Source organism: Pantoea sp. Ep11b, assembly GCF_040783975.1.
In the GTDB taxonomy this organism is placed as follows: domain Bacteria; phylum Pseudomonadota; class Gammaproteobacteria; order Enterobacterales; family Enterobacteriaceae; genus Pantoea.
In genome coordinates, this window is the sequence record NZ_CP160631.1 from 848532 (window position 1) to 866524 (window position 17993).

The 17993-nt window shown below is 54.7% G+C and carries 15 protein-coding genes and 2 tRNA genes; all 17 read left to right on the forward strand.

Translation table 11 applies throughout. From position 1 onward, the window contains the following. Positions 1–21 precede the first annotated feature (21 nt). On the forward strand, positions 22–651 hold the full coding sequence (gene rlmE, locus AB1748_RS03930; RefSeq protein WP_111139606.1) for a 23S rRNA (uridine(2552)-2'-O)-methyltransferase RlmE: 630 nt from the start codon (positions 22–24) through the stop codon (positions 649–651). 113 nt (positions 652–764) lie between these two features. Next, complete coding sequence (gene ftsH, locus AB1748_RS03935; protein ID WP_111139586.1) at positions 765–2690, forward strand: ATP-dependent zinc metalloprotease FtsH; 1926 nt, start codon at positions 765–767, stop codon at positions 2688–2690. A 78-nt stretch (positions 2691–2768) separates the two neighbouring features. Then, positions 2769–3602, forward strand: a complete 834-nt coding sequence (gene folP / locus AB1748_RS03940; protein WP_293774196.1) for a dihydropteroate synthase — start codon at positions 2769–2771, stop codon at positions 3600–3602. A 2-nt stretch (positions 3603–3604) separates the two neighbouring features. Beyond that, positions 3605–4939, forward strand: coding sequence for a phosphoglucosamine mutase (glmM, locus tag AB1748_RS03945; protein WP_367396024.1), 1335 nt, complete (start codon positions 3605–3607; stop codon positions 4937–4939). Between the two features lie 217 nt (positions 4940–5156). Further along, the gene (secG, locus tag AB1748_RS03950; RefSeq protein ID WP_128083998.1) at positions 5157–5495 is read left to right on the forward strand and encodes a preprotein translocase subunit SecG; all 339 of its coding nucleotides are present in this window, start codon (positions 5157–5159) and stop codon (positions 5493–5495) included. 37 nt (positions 5496–5532) lie between these two features. Beyond that, positions 5533–5619, forward strand: a tRNA-Leu gene (locus AB1748_RS03955). Between the two features lie 59 nt (positions 5620–5678). Next, positions 5679–5755 (forward strand) — tRNA-Met (locus tag AB1748_RS03960). 211 nt (positions 5756–5966) lie between these two features. Beyond that, a complete protein-coding gene (gene rimP, locus AB1748_RS03965) occupies positions 5967–6419 on the forward strand; it encodes a ribosome maturation factor RimP (RefSeq protein ID WP_146240840.1) in 453 nt (150 codons plus the stop codon). Positions 6420–6443: 24 nt separating this feature from the next. Beyond that, positions 6444–7931 (forward strand): transcription termination factor NusA, encoded by a 1488-nt coding sequence (gene nusA, locus AB1748_RS03970; protein WP_111139581.1) that lies wholly within the window; start codon positions 6444–6446, stop codon positions 7929–7931. 17 nt (positions 7932–7948) lie between these two features. After that, entirely contained in the window at positions 7949–10642 is a 2694-nt protein-coding gene (infB, locus tag AB1748_RS03975; protein ID WP_111139580.1) for a translation initiation factor IF-2, read from the forward strand. Positions 10643–10707: 65 nt separating this feature from the next. After that, entirely contained in the window at positions 10708–11115 is a 408-nt protein-coding gene (gene rbfA / locus AB1748_RS03980; protein WP_367396314.1) for a 30S ribosome-binding factor RbfA, read from the forward strand. Then, a complete protein-coding gene (gene truB / locus AB1748_RS03985; protein WP_111139578.1) occupies positions 11115–12059 on the forward strand; it encodes a tRNA pseudouridine(55) synthase TruB in 945 nt (314 codons plus the stop codon). Before rbfA ends, truB begins: the two co-directional genes overlap by 1 nt. A gap of 131 nt (positions 12060–12190) precedes the next feature. Next, positions 12191–12460 carry a 30S ribosomal protein S15 gene (gene rpsO / locus AB1748_RS03990; protein WP_003851063.1) on the forward strand — a complete coding sequence of 90 codons (270 nt, stop codon included), beginning with the start codon at positions 12191–12193 and terminating at the stop codon, positions 12458–12460. Positions 12461–12770: 310 nt separating this feature from the next. Further along, on the forward strand, positions 12771–14906 hold the full coding sequence (gene pnp / locus AB1748_RS03995; RefSeq protein WP_367396025.1) for a polyribonucleotide nucleotidyltransferase: 2136 nt from the start codon (positions 12771–12773) through the stop codon (positions 14904–14906). Positions 14907–15035: 129 nt separating this feature from the next. Next, a complete protein-coding gene (nlpI, locus tag AB1748_RS04000) occupies positions 15036–15920 on the forward strand; it encodes a lipoprotein NlpI (protein WP_111139576.1) in 885 nt (294 codons plus the stop codon). Between the two features lie 105 nt (positions 15921–16025). Then, positions 16026–16082 (forward strand): protein YrbN, encoded by a 57-nt coding sequence (yrbN, locus tag AB1748_RS04005; protein WP_111139605.1) that lies wholly within the window; start codon positions 16026–16028, stop codon positions 16080–16082. 16 nt (positions 16083–16098) lie between these two features. Beyond that, entirely contained in the window at positions 16099–17979 is a 1881-nt protein-coding gene (locus AB1748_RS04010; protein ID WP_367396026.1) for a DEAD/DEAH family ATP-dependent RNA helicase, read from the forward strand. The last annotated feature ends 14 nt before the right edge of the window (positions 17980–17993 follow it).

Genomic DNA, 17993 nt, shown 5'->3' on the forward strand with positions numbered 1-17993 from the left:
GACGATTTAGTTGGAAATATTATGACGGGTAAAAAGCGTTCGGCCAGCTCCAGCCGCTGGCTTCAGGAACACTTTAGCGATAAATATGTGCTTCAGGCGCAGAAAAAAGGGTTGCGTTCGCGCGCCTGGTTTAAACTTGATGAAATACAACAGGGTGACAAGCTTTTCAAACCCGGTATGACCGTGGTAGATCTGGGTGCTGCGCCCGGTGGCTGGTCGCAATATGTGGTACAGCAAATCGGGAACAAAGGGCGCGTCATTGCCTGTGATATCCTGCCAATGGATCCGATTGTCGGTGTCGATTTCCTTCAGGGCGATTTTCGTGAAGAATCGGTGATCAATGCGCTGCTTGAGCGTGTTGGTGATCAACAGGTTCAGGTTGTCATGTCTGACATGGCACCGAATATGAGTGGTACACCTGCCGTAGATATTCCCCGGTCGATGTATTTGGTCGAACTGGCGCTGGATATGTGTCGGGATATTCTGGCACCCGGCGGTAGTTTTGTAGTGAAAGTGTTTCAGGGAGATGGCTTCGATGAATACCTGCGGGAAATTCGCTCCCTGTTTACGAAAGTGAAAATTCGTAAGCCGGACGCTTCACGTTCACGTTCACGTGAAGTGTACATTGTGGCGACTGGGCGCAAACTATAACCAAATTGCTGGAGAGGTCCGCAGCGTTGCTGCGATTCCATGTATGCAGGATCTATAGTACCCTACGCTATCTGTTAACACCGTTGTAATATGAGGTTAATCCCTTGAGTGACATGGCGAAAAACCTGATTCTCTGGTTAGTCATCGCGGTCGTGCTGATGTCAGTATTCCAGAGCTTTGGGCCCAGCGAGTCGAATGGCCGTCGGGTTGATTATTCAACCTTCCTGTCGGAAGTGAACCAGGATCAGGTCCGCGAGGCACGTATTAACGGGCGTGAAATTAACGTTATTAAAAAAGACAGCAATAAATACACCACCTACATTCCTGTCAACGATCCTAAGTTGCTCGATAACCTCTTGACCAAAAACGTCAAAGTGGTGGGCGAACCGCCTGAAGAACCAAGCCTGCTGGCCTCCATCTTCATTTCGTGGTTCCCGATGCTGCTGCTGATTGGCGTGTGGATCTTCTTTATGCGTCAGATGCAGGGCGGCGGCGGCAAGGGCGCGATGTCCTTCGGCAAAAGCAAAGCCCGCATGCTGACGGAAGATCAGATCAAAACCACCTTTGCTGACGTAGCTGGCTGTGACGAAGCGAAAGAAGAAGTCGGCGAGCTGGTTGAATATCTGCGTGAGCCGAGCCGTTTCCAGAAGCTGGGCGGCAAGATTCCAAAAGGCGTGCTGATGGTGGGGCCGCCGGGTACCGGTAAAACCCTGCTGGCAAAAGCGATTGCCGGTGAAGCAAAGGTGCCGTTCTTTACCATCTCCGGTTCTGACTTCGTGGAAATGTTTGTGGGTGTCGGTGCATCCCGTGTGCGTGACATGTTCGAACAGGCGAAAAAAGCCGCGCCCTGCATCATCTTTATCGATGAGATCGACGCCGTCGGTCGTCAGCGTGGTGCCGGTTTAGGCGGTGGTCACGATGAGCGTGAGCAGACCCTGAACCAGATGCTGGTTGAGATGGACGGTTTCGAAGGCAACGAAGGCATTATCGTTATCGCCGCCACCAACCGTCCTGACGTACTGGACCCTGCGCTGCTGCGTCCGGGCCGCTTTGACCGTCAGGTCGTGGTCGGCCTGCCAGATGTTCGCGGTCGTGAGCAGATCCTGAAAGTCCATATGCGCCGTGTGCCGCTGGCCACCGATATCGATGCTGCAATCATTGCGCGCGGTACGCCGGGCTTCTCTGGTGCAGACCTGGCTAACCTGGTCAACGAAGCTGCACTGTTCGCCGCCCGCTCGAACAAGCGTGTGGTTTCTATGGTGGAGTTCGAGAAAGCGAAAGACAAAATCATGATGGGTGCGGAACGTCGCTCCATGGTGATGACGGAAGCGCAGAAAGAGTCCACCGCCTATCATGAAGCAGGCCACGCCATTATCGGTCGTCTGGTTCCTGAGCATGATCCGGTGCATAAAGTGACCATTATTCCGCGCGGTCGTGCGCTGGGTGTGACCTTCTTCCTGCCTGAAGGCGACGCGATCAGCGCCAGCCGTCAGAAACTGGAAAGCCAGATCTCTACCCTCTACGGCGGTCGTCTGGCGGAAGAGATCATCTACGGTGCTGAACATGTTTCTACCGGCGCGTCGAACGACATCAAAGTCGCGACCAACCTGGCACGTAACATGGTGACGCAGTGGGGCTTCTCTGAAAAACTGGGTCCGTTGCTCTATGCAGAAGAAGAGGGTGAAGTCTTCCTCGGCCGTTCTGTCGCGAAAGCGAAACATATGTCTGATGAAACGGCCCGCATCATCGACCAGGAAGTTAAACACCTGATCGACAGCAACTACCAGCGCGCACGTCGCATTCTGGGTGAGAACATGGACATCCTTCACGCGATGAAAGACGCGCTGATGAAGTATGAAACCATCGATGCTCCGCAGATCGATGACCTGATGGCCCGTCGCGAAGTGCGTCCGCCAGCAGGCTGGGAAGACCCAGGCAGCAACTCAGACAACAACGGCACGCCAAAGGCGCCACGTCCGGTCGATGAACCGCGTACGCCAAACCCAGGCAACACCATGTCTGAGCAGTACAACAAATAAGACGCAACATCGTCAGACAAAACCCCGGCTGGTCCGGGGTTTTTTACATCCGGATAGTGACCCAAAGGAGTTTTCGCCATGAAGTTGTTCGCCCGTGATTCCCATCTCGATCTATCGTTTCCGCATGTGATGGGCATTCTGAATGTCACGCCGGACTCCTTCTCAGATGGCGGGAGGCATAACGCGCTGGTCGATGCGCTGACGCACACCAACGAGATGGTTAATGCCGGTGCCACCATCATCGACGTGGGCGGTGAATCGACCCGTCCTGGCGCGGATGAGGTGAGCGAGGAAGAGGAGCTGGAGCGGGTCATCCCGGTGATCGACGCCATTGCCCAGCGTTTTGAAGTCTGGATTTCAGTCGATACCTCCAAGGCGGCGGTGATCCGGGAAGCGGCGCGAGTGGGCGCTCACATTATTAACGACGTCCGGTCACTCTCTGAGCCGGGTGCACTGGAAGCCGCGGCCGCAACCGACCTGCCCGTCTGTCTGATGCACATGCAGGGCGAACCGCGCACCATGCAGCAGGCTCCGCATTATGAAAATATCCTGACCGAAGTGGACACTTACTTCGCTCAGCAGATCGCGCGCTGCGAGGCGGCAGGGATCAAAAAAGCGCGACTGATACTCGACCCGGGCTTCGGTTTCGGTAAAAATCTCAGCCACAACTATGAACTGCTGGCGCATCTCGGCGATTTTCATCACTTTGGCCTGCCACTTCTGGTAGGAATGTCGCGAAAATCGATGATTGGCCAGCTGTTAAATGTCGGTCCGTCGCAGCGTTTAACCGGCAGCCTGAGTTGCGCGGTGATTGCTGCCATGCAGGGCGCACAGATTATTCGCGCGCATGATGTTAAAGAGACGGCCGAAGCGATGCGCGTGGTCGAAGCGACCCGAAGAGCAAAAGGATAATCATGAGTAATCGTAAATATTTTGGTACAGACGGTATTCGCGGCAAAGTCGGTGAAGCCCCTATCACGCCCGACTTCGTCCTGAAACTGGGCTGGGCCGCAGGTAAAGTGCTGGCGCGTCACGGTTCGAAAAAGATCATCATCGGCAAAGATACACGTATCTCTGGCTATATGCTGGAGTCTGCGCTGGAAGCGGGCCTTGCCGCCGCAGGCCTGACCGCCGCGTTTACCGGCCCGATGCCGACGCCTGCCATCGCTTATCTGACCCGCACCTTCCGTGCAGAGGCGGGAATTGTTATCTCAGCCTCACACAACCCGTTCGATGACAACGGCATTAAGTTCTTCTCATCCGAGGGCACCAAACTGCCTGATGATGTTGAGGAAGCGATTGAGCTGGAGATGGAGAAGCCGATTACCTGCGTTGAATCCGCGCAGCTCGGTCGTGCCAGCCGCATCGTGGATGCTGCGGGACGCTATATCGAATTCTGTAAAGGCACCTTTCCCAGCGAACTGAGCCTGAATGGGCTGAAGATAGTGGTGGACTGCGCCAATGGTGCCACCTACCACATCGCCCCGAATGTCCTGCGTGAACTGGGCGCGACCGTGATTGCTATCGGCGTTCAGCCGGATGGCATGAACATCAACAAGGCGTGCGGTGCCACCGATCTGGAACTGCTGCAGCAGCGTGTTCTGGCTGAGAAGGCCGATATCGGTCTGGCCTATGACGGCGACGGCGACCGCATCATGATGATTGATCATCTGGGCGAAAAAGTGGATGGCGACCAGATCCTCTACATCATTGCACGCGAAGCACTGCGCCAGGGGCAGCTGCGGGGCGGGGTAGTCGGAACGCTGATGAGCAATATGGGTCTGGAGCTTGCGCTGAAACAGCTCGGCATTCCGTTCACCCGCGCCAAAGTGGGCGACCGCTATGTGCTGGAGAAGATGCAGGAGAAGGGCTGGCGCCTCGGCGCGGAGAACTCCGGTCATGTCATCCTGCTGGATAAAACCACCACGGGCGACGGCATCGTCGCAAGTCTGCAGGTACTCACTGCCATGGTTCGTAACCACATGAGCCTGCACGATCTCTGCAGCGGCATGAAGATGCTGCCTCAGGTACTGGTCAACGTGCGCTTTGCGGGTGAACACGATCCCCTGCAGAGTGATGCCGTAAAAAGTGTCACGGCCGAGGTCGAAAAAGCGCTGGCGGGACGCGGACGTGTGCTGCTGCGCAAATCGGGCACGGAGCCGTTGATTCGCGTGATGGTTGAGGGCGAAAATGAGGCGCAGGTGACCGAACTGGCCAATCGCATCGCCGATCTGGTCAAAGCGGTTTAATGCGCTAACGGGCAGTTCGCTGCGTGCAGAACTGCCTGTAAAATCACCGGGATGGCGCTTTTTTCTGCAATCAGTACAGGCAGTGAAAATTGCACTTGCAGAGATATGCGCCTTTGGTTAGTATTCACACCCGCTTCTGATGGGTGATGACGAGACTCCCCATCAATACTGGCTGAAGCTTTAACTGTACGATTATCGTGCAAGGAACAGGTTGAATATGTACGAAGCTCTTTTAGTTGTTTTCCTTATTGTAGCGATCGCCCTCGTGGCCATGATCATGCTGCAGCAAGGCAAAGGCGCTGATATGGGAGCCTCATTCGGTGCAGGCGCATCCGGTACAGTGTTTGGTTCTTCGGGTTCAGGTAACTTCCTGACACGTACAACCGGCATTTTAGCGGCACTGTTCTTCATCATCAGCCTGGTCCTCGGTAACCTGAACAGCAATAAGTCTTCGAAAGGAAGCGAGTGGGAAAATCTTTCTGCGCCGGCGCAGTCTTCTCAACAGACTGAAAAGCCAGCTCAACCGGTTACGCCGGGCAGCGATATTCCTAAGTAAGGTCGTCAGCACAACGCATCGTTGTGGTCAGTGTAGTGCCGTGGTGGTGGAATTGGTAGACACGCTACCTTGAGGTGGTAGTGCCCGATTGGGCTTACGGGTTCAAGTCCCGTCCTCGGTACCAAATCGTAGTATCCCTTGCATTTTATGCAGGTCTGGCGTATTATTCGCCACGTTTTCGGACGCGGGGTGGAGCAGCCTGGTAGCTCGTCGGGCTCATAACCCGAAGGTCGTCGGTTCAAATCCGGCCCCCGCAACCACTTTCCCTTTGAGTTCTTTTTCAAATATACTGTATGCATCGACGGACGCATTCACGGCTATTTTTTGAAAGAAAATTCTTTGGATGGAGTCCGGGCCGCTTAGCGGCATACAGGGTCCAGTGATTAAAAGCCCCGACTATTCGGGGTTTTTTGTTATTAGCGAATCGTAATACTGGGCTATAGGCCCTTTTTTTATGTCTTGGGGGTGGGCTTGTCCACATTAGAGCAAAAATTGACAGAGTTGGTATCGGCTCCCGTAGAAGCGCTGGGTTACGAACTGGTTGGAATTGAATTCGTTCGTAGTCGCACATCTATCCTGCGCATCTATATTGATAGTGAAGATGGCATCAATGTCGATGATTGCGCCGATGTCAGCCACCAGGTAAGCGCCGTAATGGATGTAGAAGATCCTATTACCGTGCCTTACAACCTTGAAGTCTCTTCACCGGGACTCGATCGTCCTCTGTTCACTGCAGAACACTACACCCGTTTCATGGGAGAAGAAGTGAGTCTGGTGTTGCGTATGGCCGTTCAGAACCGCCGCAAATGGCAGGGAATCATCAAGTCAGTTGATGGCGAGATGATCACGGTGCACGTAGAGGGTAACGATGAAGTGTTCGCGCTGAGTAATATTCAGAAAGCGAACCTGGTCCCCCACTTTTAAAAGTCCGGATTGAGGCTAACCAGGATGAACAAAGAGATCTTAGCTGTTGTAGAAGCCGTTTCTAACGAAAAAGCCCTGCCGCGTGAGAAAATCTTCGAAGCGCTGGAGAGCGCGCTGGCGACTGCGACCAAGAAAAAGTATGAGCAGGAAATTGAGGTACGCGTCAGCATTGATCGCCGCAGTGGCGACTTCGATACTTTCCGCCGCTGGGAAATCGTTGAAGAGGTAACTCAGCCGACTCGCGAGATCACGCTGGATGCGGCCCGTTACGAAGATGAAGCACTCAATCTGGGCGATTTCGTTGAAGATCAGATTGAATCGGTCACCTTTGACCGTATCACCACTCAGACCGCGAAACAGGTTATCGTGCAGAAAGTGCGTGAAGCCGAGCGCGCGATGGTGGTTGATCAGTTCCGTGAGCAGGAAGGCGAAATTATCACGGGCGTGGTGAAGAAAGTTAACCGCGACAACATTTCTCTCGACTTAGGCAACAACGCTGAAGCGGTGATTCTGCGCGAAGATATGCTGCCGCGCGAAAACTTCCGCCCGGGCGACCGTATCCGCGGCGTTCTCTACTCTGTCCGCCCGGAAGCCCGTGGCGCGCAGCTGTTTGTGACGCGTTCCAAACCCGAAATGCTGGTTGAACTGTTCCGCATTGAGGTGCCGGAAATCGGTGAAGAACTGATTGAAATTAAAGCCGCCGCTCGTGATCCGGGCTCGCGCGCTAAGATTGCAGTCAAAACCAACGACAAACGTATCGATCCGGTCGGTGCCTGTGTGGGCATGCGCGGCGCGCGTGTTCAGGCTGTTTCCAGCGAACTGGGCGGCGAGCGTATCGATATCGTGCTGTGGGACGATAACCCGGCGCAGTTTGTTATTAACGCCATGGCGCCGGCTGATGTGGCGTCAATCGTGGTTGATGAAGATAACCACACGATGGATATCGCCGTAGAAGCTGGCAATCTGGCTCAGGCGATCGGCCGTAACGGCCAAAACGTGCGTCTCGCTTCGCAGCTCAGCGGCTGGGAGCTGAACGTGATGACCGTCGATGATCTGCAGGCTAAGCATCAGGCTGAAGCGCATGCGGCGATCGATATGTTCACTAAACATCTCGACATCGACGAAGAGTTCGCCACCGTACTGGTGGAAGAGGGCTTCTCCTCGCTGGAAGAGCTGGCATACGTGCCAATCAACGAGCTGCTGGAAGTCGACGGCCTCGACGAAGAGACCATTGAAGCCCTGCGTGAACGAGCAAAAAATGCGTTAACCACCCTGGCACTGGCGAAAGAAGAGAGCTTTGGAAATCAGGAGCCCGCTCCGGATCTTCTGAATCTTGAAGGCCTCGATCGTGCGCTGGCGTTCCGCCTGGCGTCGAAAGGCGTCTGCACGCTGGAAGATCTCGCTGAGCAAGGTGTTGACGATCTGACGGATATTGAAGGCCTGTCTGATGAACAAGCCGGCGCGCTGATTATGGCCGCACGTAATATCTGCTGGTTCGGCGATGACGCGTAATAACAGGAAGGAACAGCATGACAGATGTAACCGTAAAATCGCTGGCCGCAGAAATTCAGACTCCGGTCGATCGCCTGGTACAGCAATTTGCTGATGCGGGGATCCCGAAGTCTGAAAATGACGCCGTGACCCAGCAAGAGAAAGAAACCTTACTATCTCACCTGAACCGTGAACACGGTCAGGTCGGTTCAGCTAAGCTGACGCTGCAGCGTAAAACGCGCAGCACCTTGAATATTCCAGGCACCGGGGGTAAAAGTAAGTCGGTGCAAATTGAAGTCCGCAAAAAGCGTACCTATGTGAAGGGTGATGCAGAGGCTGAGCAAGCTCAGGCAGAAGCTGAAGCCGAGGCGCAGCGTGAAGCGGAAGAGCAGGCGCAACGCGAGGCTGAAGAAAAAGCCCGTCGCGAAGCTGAACAGAAAGCGCAACGTGAAGCCGAAGACAAAGCCAGGCGCGAAGCCGCTGATAAGGCCAAACGTGCAGCAGCGGAAAATGACAAAGTGACAAATCAACCTACCGACGAAGTGACCAGGGCTGCGCAGTCAGACAAAGCCCGTCGCGAAGCTGAAGCCGCTGAACTGAAGCGTAAAGCTGAAGAAGAAGCCCGCCGTAAGCTCGAAGAGGCTGCCCGCCTTGTGGCAGAAGAAGCCCGCCGTCTGGCTGAAGAGAAATCAGCTGAGTGGGAAAAACCGGAAGAAGAGGATAAAGGCGACTATCACGTCACCACTTCGACCCACGCCCGTCAGGCAGAAGACGAAAACGATCGTCAGGTTGAAGCCGGTCGTGCGCGTGCGCGTACCTCCGCCAAAGCCACCCGTCCGGCGAAAAAAGGTAACAAGCATTCTGAAGCCAAAACTGACCGTGAAGAAGCGCGTGCGCAGGTTCGTGGCGGTAAAGGCGGCAAGCATCGCAAACCAAGCGCACTGCAGCAGGGCTTTAACAAGCCCGCGCAGGCCGTTAACCGCGATGTGGTGATTGGTGAAACCATCACTGTTGCTGAACTGGCAAACAAAATGGCCGTGAAAGGGTCTCTGGTCATCAAAGCGATGATGAAGATGGGCGCAATGGCGACTATCAACCAGGTCATCGATCAGGAAACTGCACAGCTCGTCGCCGAAGAGATGGGCCACAAAGTGACCCTGCGTCGTGAAAACGAGCTGGAAGAGGCGGTAATGGACGATCGTGACACCGACGCTGCGCAGGAATCCCGCGCGCCGGTTGTGACTATCATGGGCCACGTCGACCACGGTAAAACTTCTCTGCTGGATTATATCCGCTCCACCAAAATCGCCTCGGGCGAAGCGGGCGGGATTACACAGCACATCGGTGCTTACCACGTTGAAACCGACAACGGTATGATCACCTTCCTGGATACCCCGGGCCACGCCGCGTTTACCGCGATGCGTGCGCGTGGTGCACAGGCGACGGATATCGTTATCCTGGTGGTTGCGGCGGATGATGGCGTGATGCCACAGACCATCGAAGCTATTCAGCATGCCAAAGCGGCGAAAGTGCCGGTTGTGGTTGCAGTGAACAAGTGTGACAAGCCAGAAGCGGATCCGGATCGTGTTAAAAACGAACTGACTCAGTACGGTATCATTCCGGAAGAGTGGGGCGGCGAAAACATGTTCGTCAGCGTCTCTGCGAAAGCAGGTACCGGCATTGATGACCTGTTAAACGCTATCCTGCTGCAGGCAGAAGTCCTGGAGCTGACCGCTATCCGTGCAGGTATGGCGAGCGGCGTGGTTATCGAATCGTTCCTCGACAAAGGTCGTGGTCCGGTTGCAACCGTGCTGGTACGCGAAGGTACGCTGAACAAGGGCGACATCGTTCTTTGTGGCTTCGAATATGGCCGCGTTCGTGCAATGCGCGACGAGCTGGGCCGTGAAGTCATGGAAGCGGGTCCTTCCATCCCGGTTGAGATTCTGGGCCTGTCCGGTGTGCCGGCTGCGGGTGATGAAGCAACCGTGGTGCGTGACGAGAAGAAAGCCCGTGAAGTGGCGCTCTATCGTCAGGGCAAATTCCGTGAAGTGAAACTGGCTCGCCAGCAGAAATCTAAGCTTGAGAACATGTTTGCTAACATGACCGAAGGCGAAGTGTCTGAACTGAACATCGTTCTGAAAGCGGATGTTCAGGGTTCTGTGGAAGCGATCTCTGACTCCCTGCAGAAACTCTCCACCGACGAAGTGAAGGTGAAGATTGTCGGTTCAGGCGTGGGCGGTATCACCGAAACCGACGCAACCCTGGCTGCAGCATCCAACGCCATCCTGATTGGCTTCAACGTGCGTGCCGATGCCTCTGCGCGTCGCGTCATCGACTCAGAAAGCCTGGATCTGCGCTACTACTCCGTCATCTATAACCTGATTGACGAAGTGAAAGCGGCAATGAGCGGTATGCTGGCACCAGAGTACAAACAGCAGATCATCGGTCTGGCTGCGGTGCGTGACGTGTTCAAATCACCGAAGTTTGGCGCGATTGCCGGTTGTATGGTGACGGAAGGTAACATCAAACGTCACAATCCAATCCGCGTTCTGCGTGACAACGTGGTGATTTACGAAGGCGAGCTGGAATCTCTGCGTCGCTTTAAAGATGACGTCAACGAAGTGCGTAACGGCATGGAGTGCGGTATCGGCGTGAAGAACTACAACGACGTTCGCGTTGGCGATATGATCGAAGTGTTTGAAATCATCGAAATTAAACGCACCATCGAGTAATAGACTGCTGATGTGTTGCAATTTGGGAGGCCTCTGGCCTCCCGAATTATTTGGGAGAAATAATGATGGCGAAAGAATTTGGTCGCCCGCAGCGCGTGTCACAAGAGCTGCAGAAAGAGATTGCGATGATCCTGCAGCGTGAGATCAAAGATCCCCGCCTGGGCATGATGGTCACCGTGTCAGGCGTAGAAGTGTCGCGCGATCTCGCCTATGCAAAAGTGTTTGTCACTTTCCTCAACGATCAGGATGAAGACGCGGTTAAGCAGGGTCTGAAAGCCCTGAAAGAGGCGTCCGGCTATATCCGCATTCTGCTGGGCAAAGCGATGCGTCTGCGTATCGTGCCTGAGCTGACCTTCTTCTACGACAACTCACTGGTTGAAGGGATGCGCATGTCCAATCTCGTGACCAGCGTCGTGAAGAACGATGAAGAGCGCCGTGGCCCGGACGCCACTGGCGATGACAAGGAGGCGTAATGAGTCGTCCGCGTCGTCGCGGCCGCGACGTCCATGGCGTGTTGTTGCTGGATAAGCCACAAGGCGTCTCGTCGAATGATGTCCTGCAGAAAGTGAAGCGTATCTTCAATGCGAATCGCGCAGGACACACCGGCGCGCTGGATCCGCTGGCGACCGGCATGCTGCCGATCTGCCTGGGTGAAGCGACCAAGTTTTCGCAGTATCTGCTCGACTCCGACAAACGCTACCGCGTGATCGCCCGGTTGGGTGAGCGGACCGATACCTCTGATGCCGATGGCAACATTGTGCAGACGCGTCCGGTCAGCTTCACGCAGGCCGAACTGGACAACGCGCTGGAGAGCTTCCGCGGCGATACGCTGCAGGTGCCTTCCATGTTTTCAGCGCTGAAGCATCAGGGGCGTCCGCTGTATGAGTATGCACGTCAGGGCATTGAGATTACCCGCGAGCCACGTCCGATCACGGTCTATGAATTGCAGTTTATTCGCTGGCAGGATAACGAGCTGGAGCTGGAGATTCACTGCTCCAAAGGCACCTATATCCGTACCATCATCGATGATCTGGGCGAAAAGCTGGGATGTGGCGCGCATGTCATTATGCTGCGTCGCGTTCAGGTCGCGCGTTATCCCTTTGAACGGATGGTGACGCTGGAGCAGCTCAATAGGCTGCTGACAGAAGCAACCGAAGCCGGTATCCCGCTGGAGACGCAGCTCGATCCGCTGCTGCTGCCGATGGACAGTCCCGCTTCTGATTTTCCTGAAGTGAACATCCCTTCGGCGGTGGCAGACTTCTTCCGTCAGGGGCAGCCGGTGCAGGCCACTAATGCGCCTGCGCAGGGGCTGGTCAGAGTATCAGAAGGCGAAGCGCGCAGGTTTATCGGTATGGCAGAAATTGCGGCCGATGGCCGGCTGGCACCACGCCGTTTAGTGGTCGAATATCAGGATTAAGCGGCGCCTTCACTTTTCGCTGATGGGGCATTTGCGTTGCTATCAGGCGCAGAGTAGAATAGCGCGGCTTTAAAGCGGGATGCTGAATTAGAGATCGGCACCCATACATTCATTTATTACTGGAGTTTATTATGTCTCTAAGCGTAGAAGCTAAAGCAGAGATCGTTGCTAAATATGGTCGTGGTGCTAACGACAGCGGTTCAACCGAAGTTCAGGTTGCCCTGCTGACCGCGCAGATCACCCATCTGCAGGGTCACTTCTCTGAGCACAAAAAAGACCACCACAGCCGCCGCGGTCTGCTGCGCATGGTATCTCAGCGTCGTAAGCTGCTGGACTACCTGAAGCGTAAAGACGTTGCACGCTACAGCAGCCTGATCGAGAGCCTCGGTCTGCGTCGCTAAGTCTGAAAAATCTGATCGTCGGGGCGTTATGCGGGCATTTGCACGGTGTGCAGCTTACGATCAGATTTGTGCGAGTTTCGTGAAGAGGGGGCCTTTATGGCCCCTTTTTTCGAGCAAGCGGCAGCAATCCGGGCCAAACTGATGTATTGTTGCTTAGTGTGATCTTGAGTTTGCAGAATTTCGCGCGGCTAATGAGAGGCTTTACCGCAGGGGCGGTCGAGGGTTGTCATTAGTCGCGAGGATGCAACTGAAGATTGGTAATCAATGGCGGGCTACAGATAGCCCTGCCCCGAAGTTAAGGACTTTGATTTTGCTGAATCCGATCGTACGCAAATTCCAATATGGTCAACATACCGTCACGCTGGAAACTGGCGTGATGGCTCGCCAGGCGACTGCCGCTGTGATGGTGAGCATGGACGATACTGCCGTGTTCGTCACCGTAGTCGGCCAGAAAAAAACCAAACCAGGTCAGGATTTCTTCCCGCTGACCGTAAACTATCAGGAGCGTACCTACGCTGCTGGTCGTATCCCGGGCAGCTTCTTCCGTCGTGAAGGCCGTCCAAGCGAAGGCGAAACCCTGATTGCGCGTCTGATTGACCGCCCGATTCGCCCGCTGTTCCCGGAAGGTTTCATCAATGAAGTGCAGGTTATTGCCACCGTTGTGTCGGTGAACCCACAGGTTCATCCGGACATCGTTGCGATGATCGGTGCTTCAGCTGCGCTGTCTCTGTCTGGTCTGCCTTTCAACGGCCCAATTGGTTCTGCACGCGTCGGTTATATCAATGACCAGTACGTCCTGAACCCGACTGCCGATGAGCTGAAACAGTCTCGTCTGGATCTGGTTGTTGCCGGTACACAGAATGCCGTTCTGATGGTGGAATCTGAAGCTGAGATCCTGTCAGAAGAGCAGATGCTGGGCGCCGTGGTATTTGGTCACGAGCAGCAGCAGGTTGTTATCGAAAACATCAATGCTCTGGTTGCAGAAGCGGGTAAACCGCGCTGGGACTGGCAGCCAGAAGCCGCCAACACGCCACTGATCTCGCGCGTTGCTGCCCTGGCCGAAGCGCGCATCAGCGACGCTTACCGCATCACGGATAAGCAGGAGCGTTACACCCAGGTTGGCGTCATCAAAGACGAAACCATTGCTGCGCTGCTGGCTGAAGACGAAACGCTGGATAGCGCTGAAATCAGCGATATCGTTCACAGCCTTGAGAAGAACGTCGTTCGTACCCGTATCCTGAACGGCGAGCCACGTATCGATGGCCGCGAAAAAGATATGATCCGCGGTCTGGACGTGCGCACTGGCGTTCTGCCACGTACCCACGGTTCATCACTGTTCACCCGTGGTGAAACCCAGGCACTGGTTACCGCAACGCTGGGTACAACCCGCGATGCGCAGAACCTGGATGAGCTGATGGGCGAACGTACCGACAGCTTCCTGTTCCATTACAACTTCCCTCCATACTCTGTCGGTGAAACCGGCATGGTAGGTTCGCCGAAGCGTCGTGAGATTGGTCACGGTCGTCTGGCGAAGCGCGGTGTGTTAGCGGTAATGCCAAAAGCGGAAGATTTCCCTTACACCGTGCGTGTGGTTTCTGAAATCACCGAGTCGAACGGCTCCTCTTCAATGGCTTCTGTCTGCGGTGCCTCTCTGGCGCTGATGGATGCAGGTGTGCCGATCAAAGCCGCCGTTGCGGGTATCGCAATGGGCCTGGTGAAAGAAGATGAGAAGTTTGTTGTTCTGTCAGACATTCTGGGTGACGAAGATCACCTGGGCGACATGGACTTCAAAGTAGCCGGTAGCCGTGAAGGTATCACCGCGCTGCAGATGGACATCAAAATCGAAGGCATTACGCGTGAAATTATGCAGGAAGCGCTGAACCAGGCCAAGGGTGCGCGTCTGCACATCCTGGGCGTGATGGAACAGGCTATCAGCACACCACGCACTGAGATTTCTGAATTTGCGCCACGCATTTACACCATCAAAATCAGCTCAGACAAGATCAAAGATGTGATCGGTAAAGGCGGCTCAGTGATTCGTGCGCTGACCGAAGAGACCGGCACAACGATCGAAATCGAAGATGACGGCACCGTGAAAATCGCTGCGACCGACGGTCTGAAAGCGAAAGAAGCGATTCGTCGTATTGAAGAGATTACGGCTGAGATCGAAGTTGGCCGCATCTACAGCGGTAAAGTGACCCGTATCGTTGACTTCGGTGCCTTCGTGGCCATCGGTGGCGGTAAAGAAGGTCTGGTTCACATTTCACAAATCGCAGATAAGCGCGTTGAGAAAGTGACTGACTACCTGCAGATGGGTCAGGAAGTACCGGTTAAGGTGATGGAAGTTGACCGTCAGGGCCGTGTACGTCTGAGCATCAAAGAAGCGACAGAATCTAAGCCGCAGACTGAAGAAGCTGCAGCGGTGACAACGCCTGACGCGGAATAAATCGTTGCTGATTTGCCCCTCTTTGCCTGGCAGAGAGGGGCGTTTGTATCATCGCGAGGGCGGGAATCCTTGTGCAGGGCAGGCGGATGACAGGATGGTTATCCCAATGTTTGTATTCGGGAGTGGGAAATGAAGCCTTTTCTGCGCTGGTGTTTTGTTGCGACAGCTCTGACGCTGGCAGGATGCAGCAACTCCAATTGGCGTAAGAACGAAGTTCTTGCAGTGCCTTTACAGCCCACACTGCAGCAGGAAGTAATACTGGCGCGCATGGAACAAATTCTTGCCAGTCGCGCTCTCACCGATGATGAACGCGCACAGCTGTTATATGAGCGCGGAGTGTTGTATGATAGTTTAGGTCTGCGGGCATTAGCGCGGAACGATTTTTCGCAAGCGCTGTCTATAAGACCAGATATGCCCGAAGTGTTTAACTACTTAGGCATATACTTAACGCAGGCGGGCAACTTTGATGCCGCCTATGAAGCGTTTGATTCTGTACTTGAGCTTGAACCAACTTACAACTATGCGCATTTAAATCGTGGTATCGCCCTCTATTACGGCGGTCGATACAAGTTAGCGCAAGATGATCTGCTGGCGTTTTATCAAGACGATCCTAACGATCCTTTCCGCAGTCTGTGGCTCTATCTCGTTGAACGTGAGATGGATGCTGATAAGGCAAAAGTCGCGCTTCAACAGCGTCACGACAAAGCGGTCAGAGACCAATGGGGATGGAATATTGTCGAGTTCTACCTTGGAGATATCAACGAAAAAGCGTTGATGGAAAGTCTCAAGGCGGACGCAACGGATAACACCTCGCTCGCTGAACATCTCAGTGAAACCAACTTCTATTTAGGTAAGTATTACCTAAGTCTGGGGGAGAAGGACGACGCGAAAGCGTTGTTCAAACTGGCGGTGGCCAACAACGTCAATAACTTTGTTGAACACCGATACGCATTGTTGGAACTGGCGCAACTCGGCCAGGCACAAGACGATTTATCAGAATCTGACCAGCAATAGCTGACGAACTTAATTTGCCTGTAAAACCTGTTAAGTCATCATCTTAAAGGATGAGGGCTTTTCTGTTCGTCAAAACTTCTAATTTGAGCCGGTTCACACTTTTTGATGAAAATGACTGAAAGTTTTCACGACGAGTTATGTAGACTGGCCGCCGAAATCTAAGAGGCACGTGTACTACATGACTGATATTCAAACCACTTTTGCTGACCTTGGCCTGAACGCCGACATCCTTGAATCACTGAATGGCATGGGCTACGTTAAGCCATCCCCAATCCAGGCTGAGTGTATTCCTCACCTGCTGGCGGGCCGTGACGTGTTAGGCATGGCGCAGACCGGGAGTGGTAAAACTGCGGCGTTCTCTCTGCCGCTGTTAAACAACATCGACCCTGCTGTTAAAGCACCTCAGATCCTGGTGCTGGCACCGACCCGCGAACTGGCGGTACAGGTAGCTGAAGCAGTGACTGAATTCTCCAAACATATGCGCGGCCTGAACGTGGTTGCCCTGTACGGCGGCCAGCGTTATGACGTGCAGCTGCGCGCACTGCGTCAGGGACCACAGGTTGTTGTGGGTACGCCTGGCCGTCTGCTTGACCACCTGAAACGCGGCACGTTAGATCTCTCTAACCTGCGCGGCCTGGTGCTTGACGAAGCGGACGAAATGCTGCGTATGGGCTTCATCGAAGACGTTGAAACCATCATGGCGCAGATCCCGGAAGGTCATCAGACCGCACTGTTCTCTGCAACTATGCCGGAAGCGATTCGTCGCATCACTAAGCGCTTCATGAAAGATCCACAGGAAGTGCGTATTCAGTCAAGCCTGACCACGCGTCCTGACATCAGCCAGAGCTACTGGACCGCTTACGGTCGTAAAACAGATGCACTGGTTCGCTTCCTGGAAGCGGAAGACTTCGATGCTGCCATCATCTTCGTGCGTACTAAAAACGCCACGCTGGAAGTAGCCGAAGCCCTGGAGCGTAGCGGCTACAACAGCGCGGCTCTGAACGGTGACATGAACCAGGCACTGCGTGAGCAGACGCTGGAGCGCCTGAAAGATGGTCGTCTGGACATCCTGATTGCAACCGACGTTGCGGCCCGTGGCCTGGACGTTGAGCGCATCAGCCTGGTGGTGAACTACGATATCCCGATGGATGCAGAGTCTTACGTTCACCGTATCGGCCGTACCGGTCGTGCGGGTCGTGCCGGCCGCGCGCTGCTGTTCGTTGAGAACCGTGAGCGTCGCCTGCTGCGCAACATCGAACGTACGATGAAGCTGACGATCCCTGAAGTAGAACTGCCTAACGCAGAACTGCTGGGTCAGCGTCGTCTGGCTAAGTTTGCGGCTAAAGTCCAGCAGCAGCTGGAGAGCAGCGATCTGGATCAGTACCGTGCTCTGCTGACCAAAATGCAGCCAGAAGATGAGCTGGATCTGGAAACACTGGCAGCCGCACTGCTGAAGATGGCACAGGGCGAACGTCCTCTGATTCTGCCACCAGAAGCACCACGTCCGCCACGTCGCGAATACCGCGATCGTGATGACCGTGATGGCCGTCGTGACAGCCGTGAAGCTCGTGGTCCGCGTGACAGCCGTGATGGCGATCGTCCTCGTCGCGAACGTCGTGACGTTGGCGAGATGCAGCTCTACCGCATCGAAGTCGGTCGCGATGATGGTGTTGAAGTGCGTCACATCGTTGGCGCTATCGCTAACGAAGGCGACATCAGCAGCCGTTACATCGGTAACATCAAGCTGTTCGGCAACCACTCGACTATCGAGCTGCCGAAAGGCATGCCAGGCGATGTGCTGCAGCACTTCACCCGTACGCGTATTCTGAACAAGCCGATGAATATGCAGCTGCTGGGTGATGCACAGCCAAACGAAGGCCGTGGTGATCGTCGTCCTGCGGGCGGTGATCGTCGCAATGGTCCTGGCGCGGGCAACCGTGAAGGCGGTCGTCGTTTCTCTTCTGAGCGCCGTGAAGGCGGACGCAGCTTCAACCGTGAAGGTGGCCGCGGTCCGCGTCGTGAAGATGGCGCAGCCGCTCCGCGTCGTCGCGATGCATAACGACATTCTGTTGT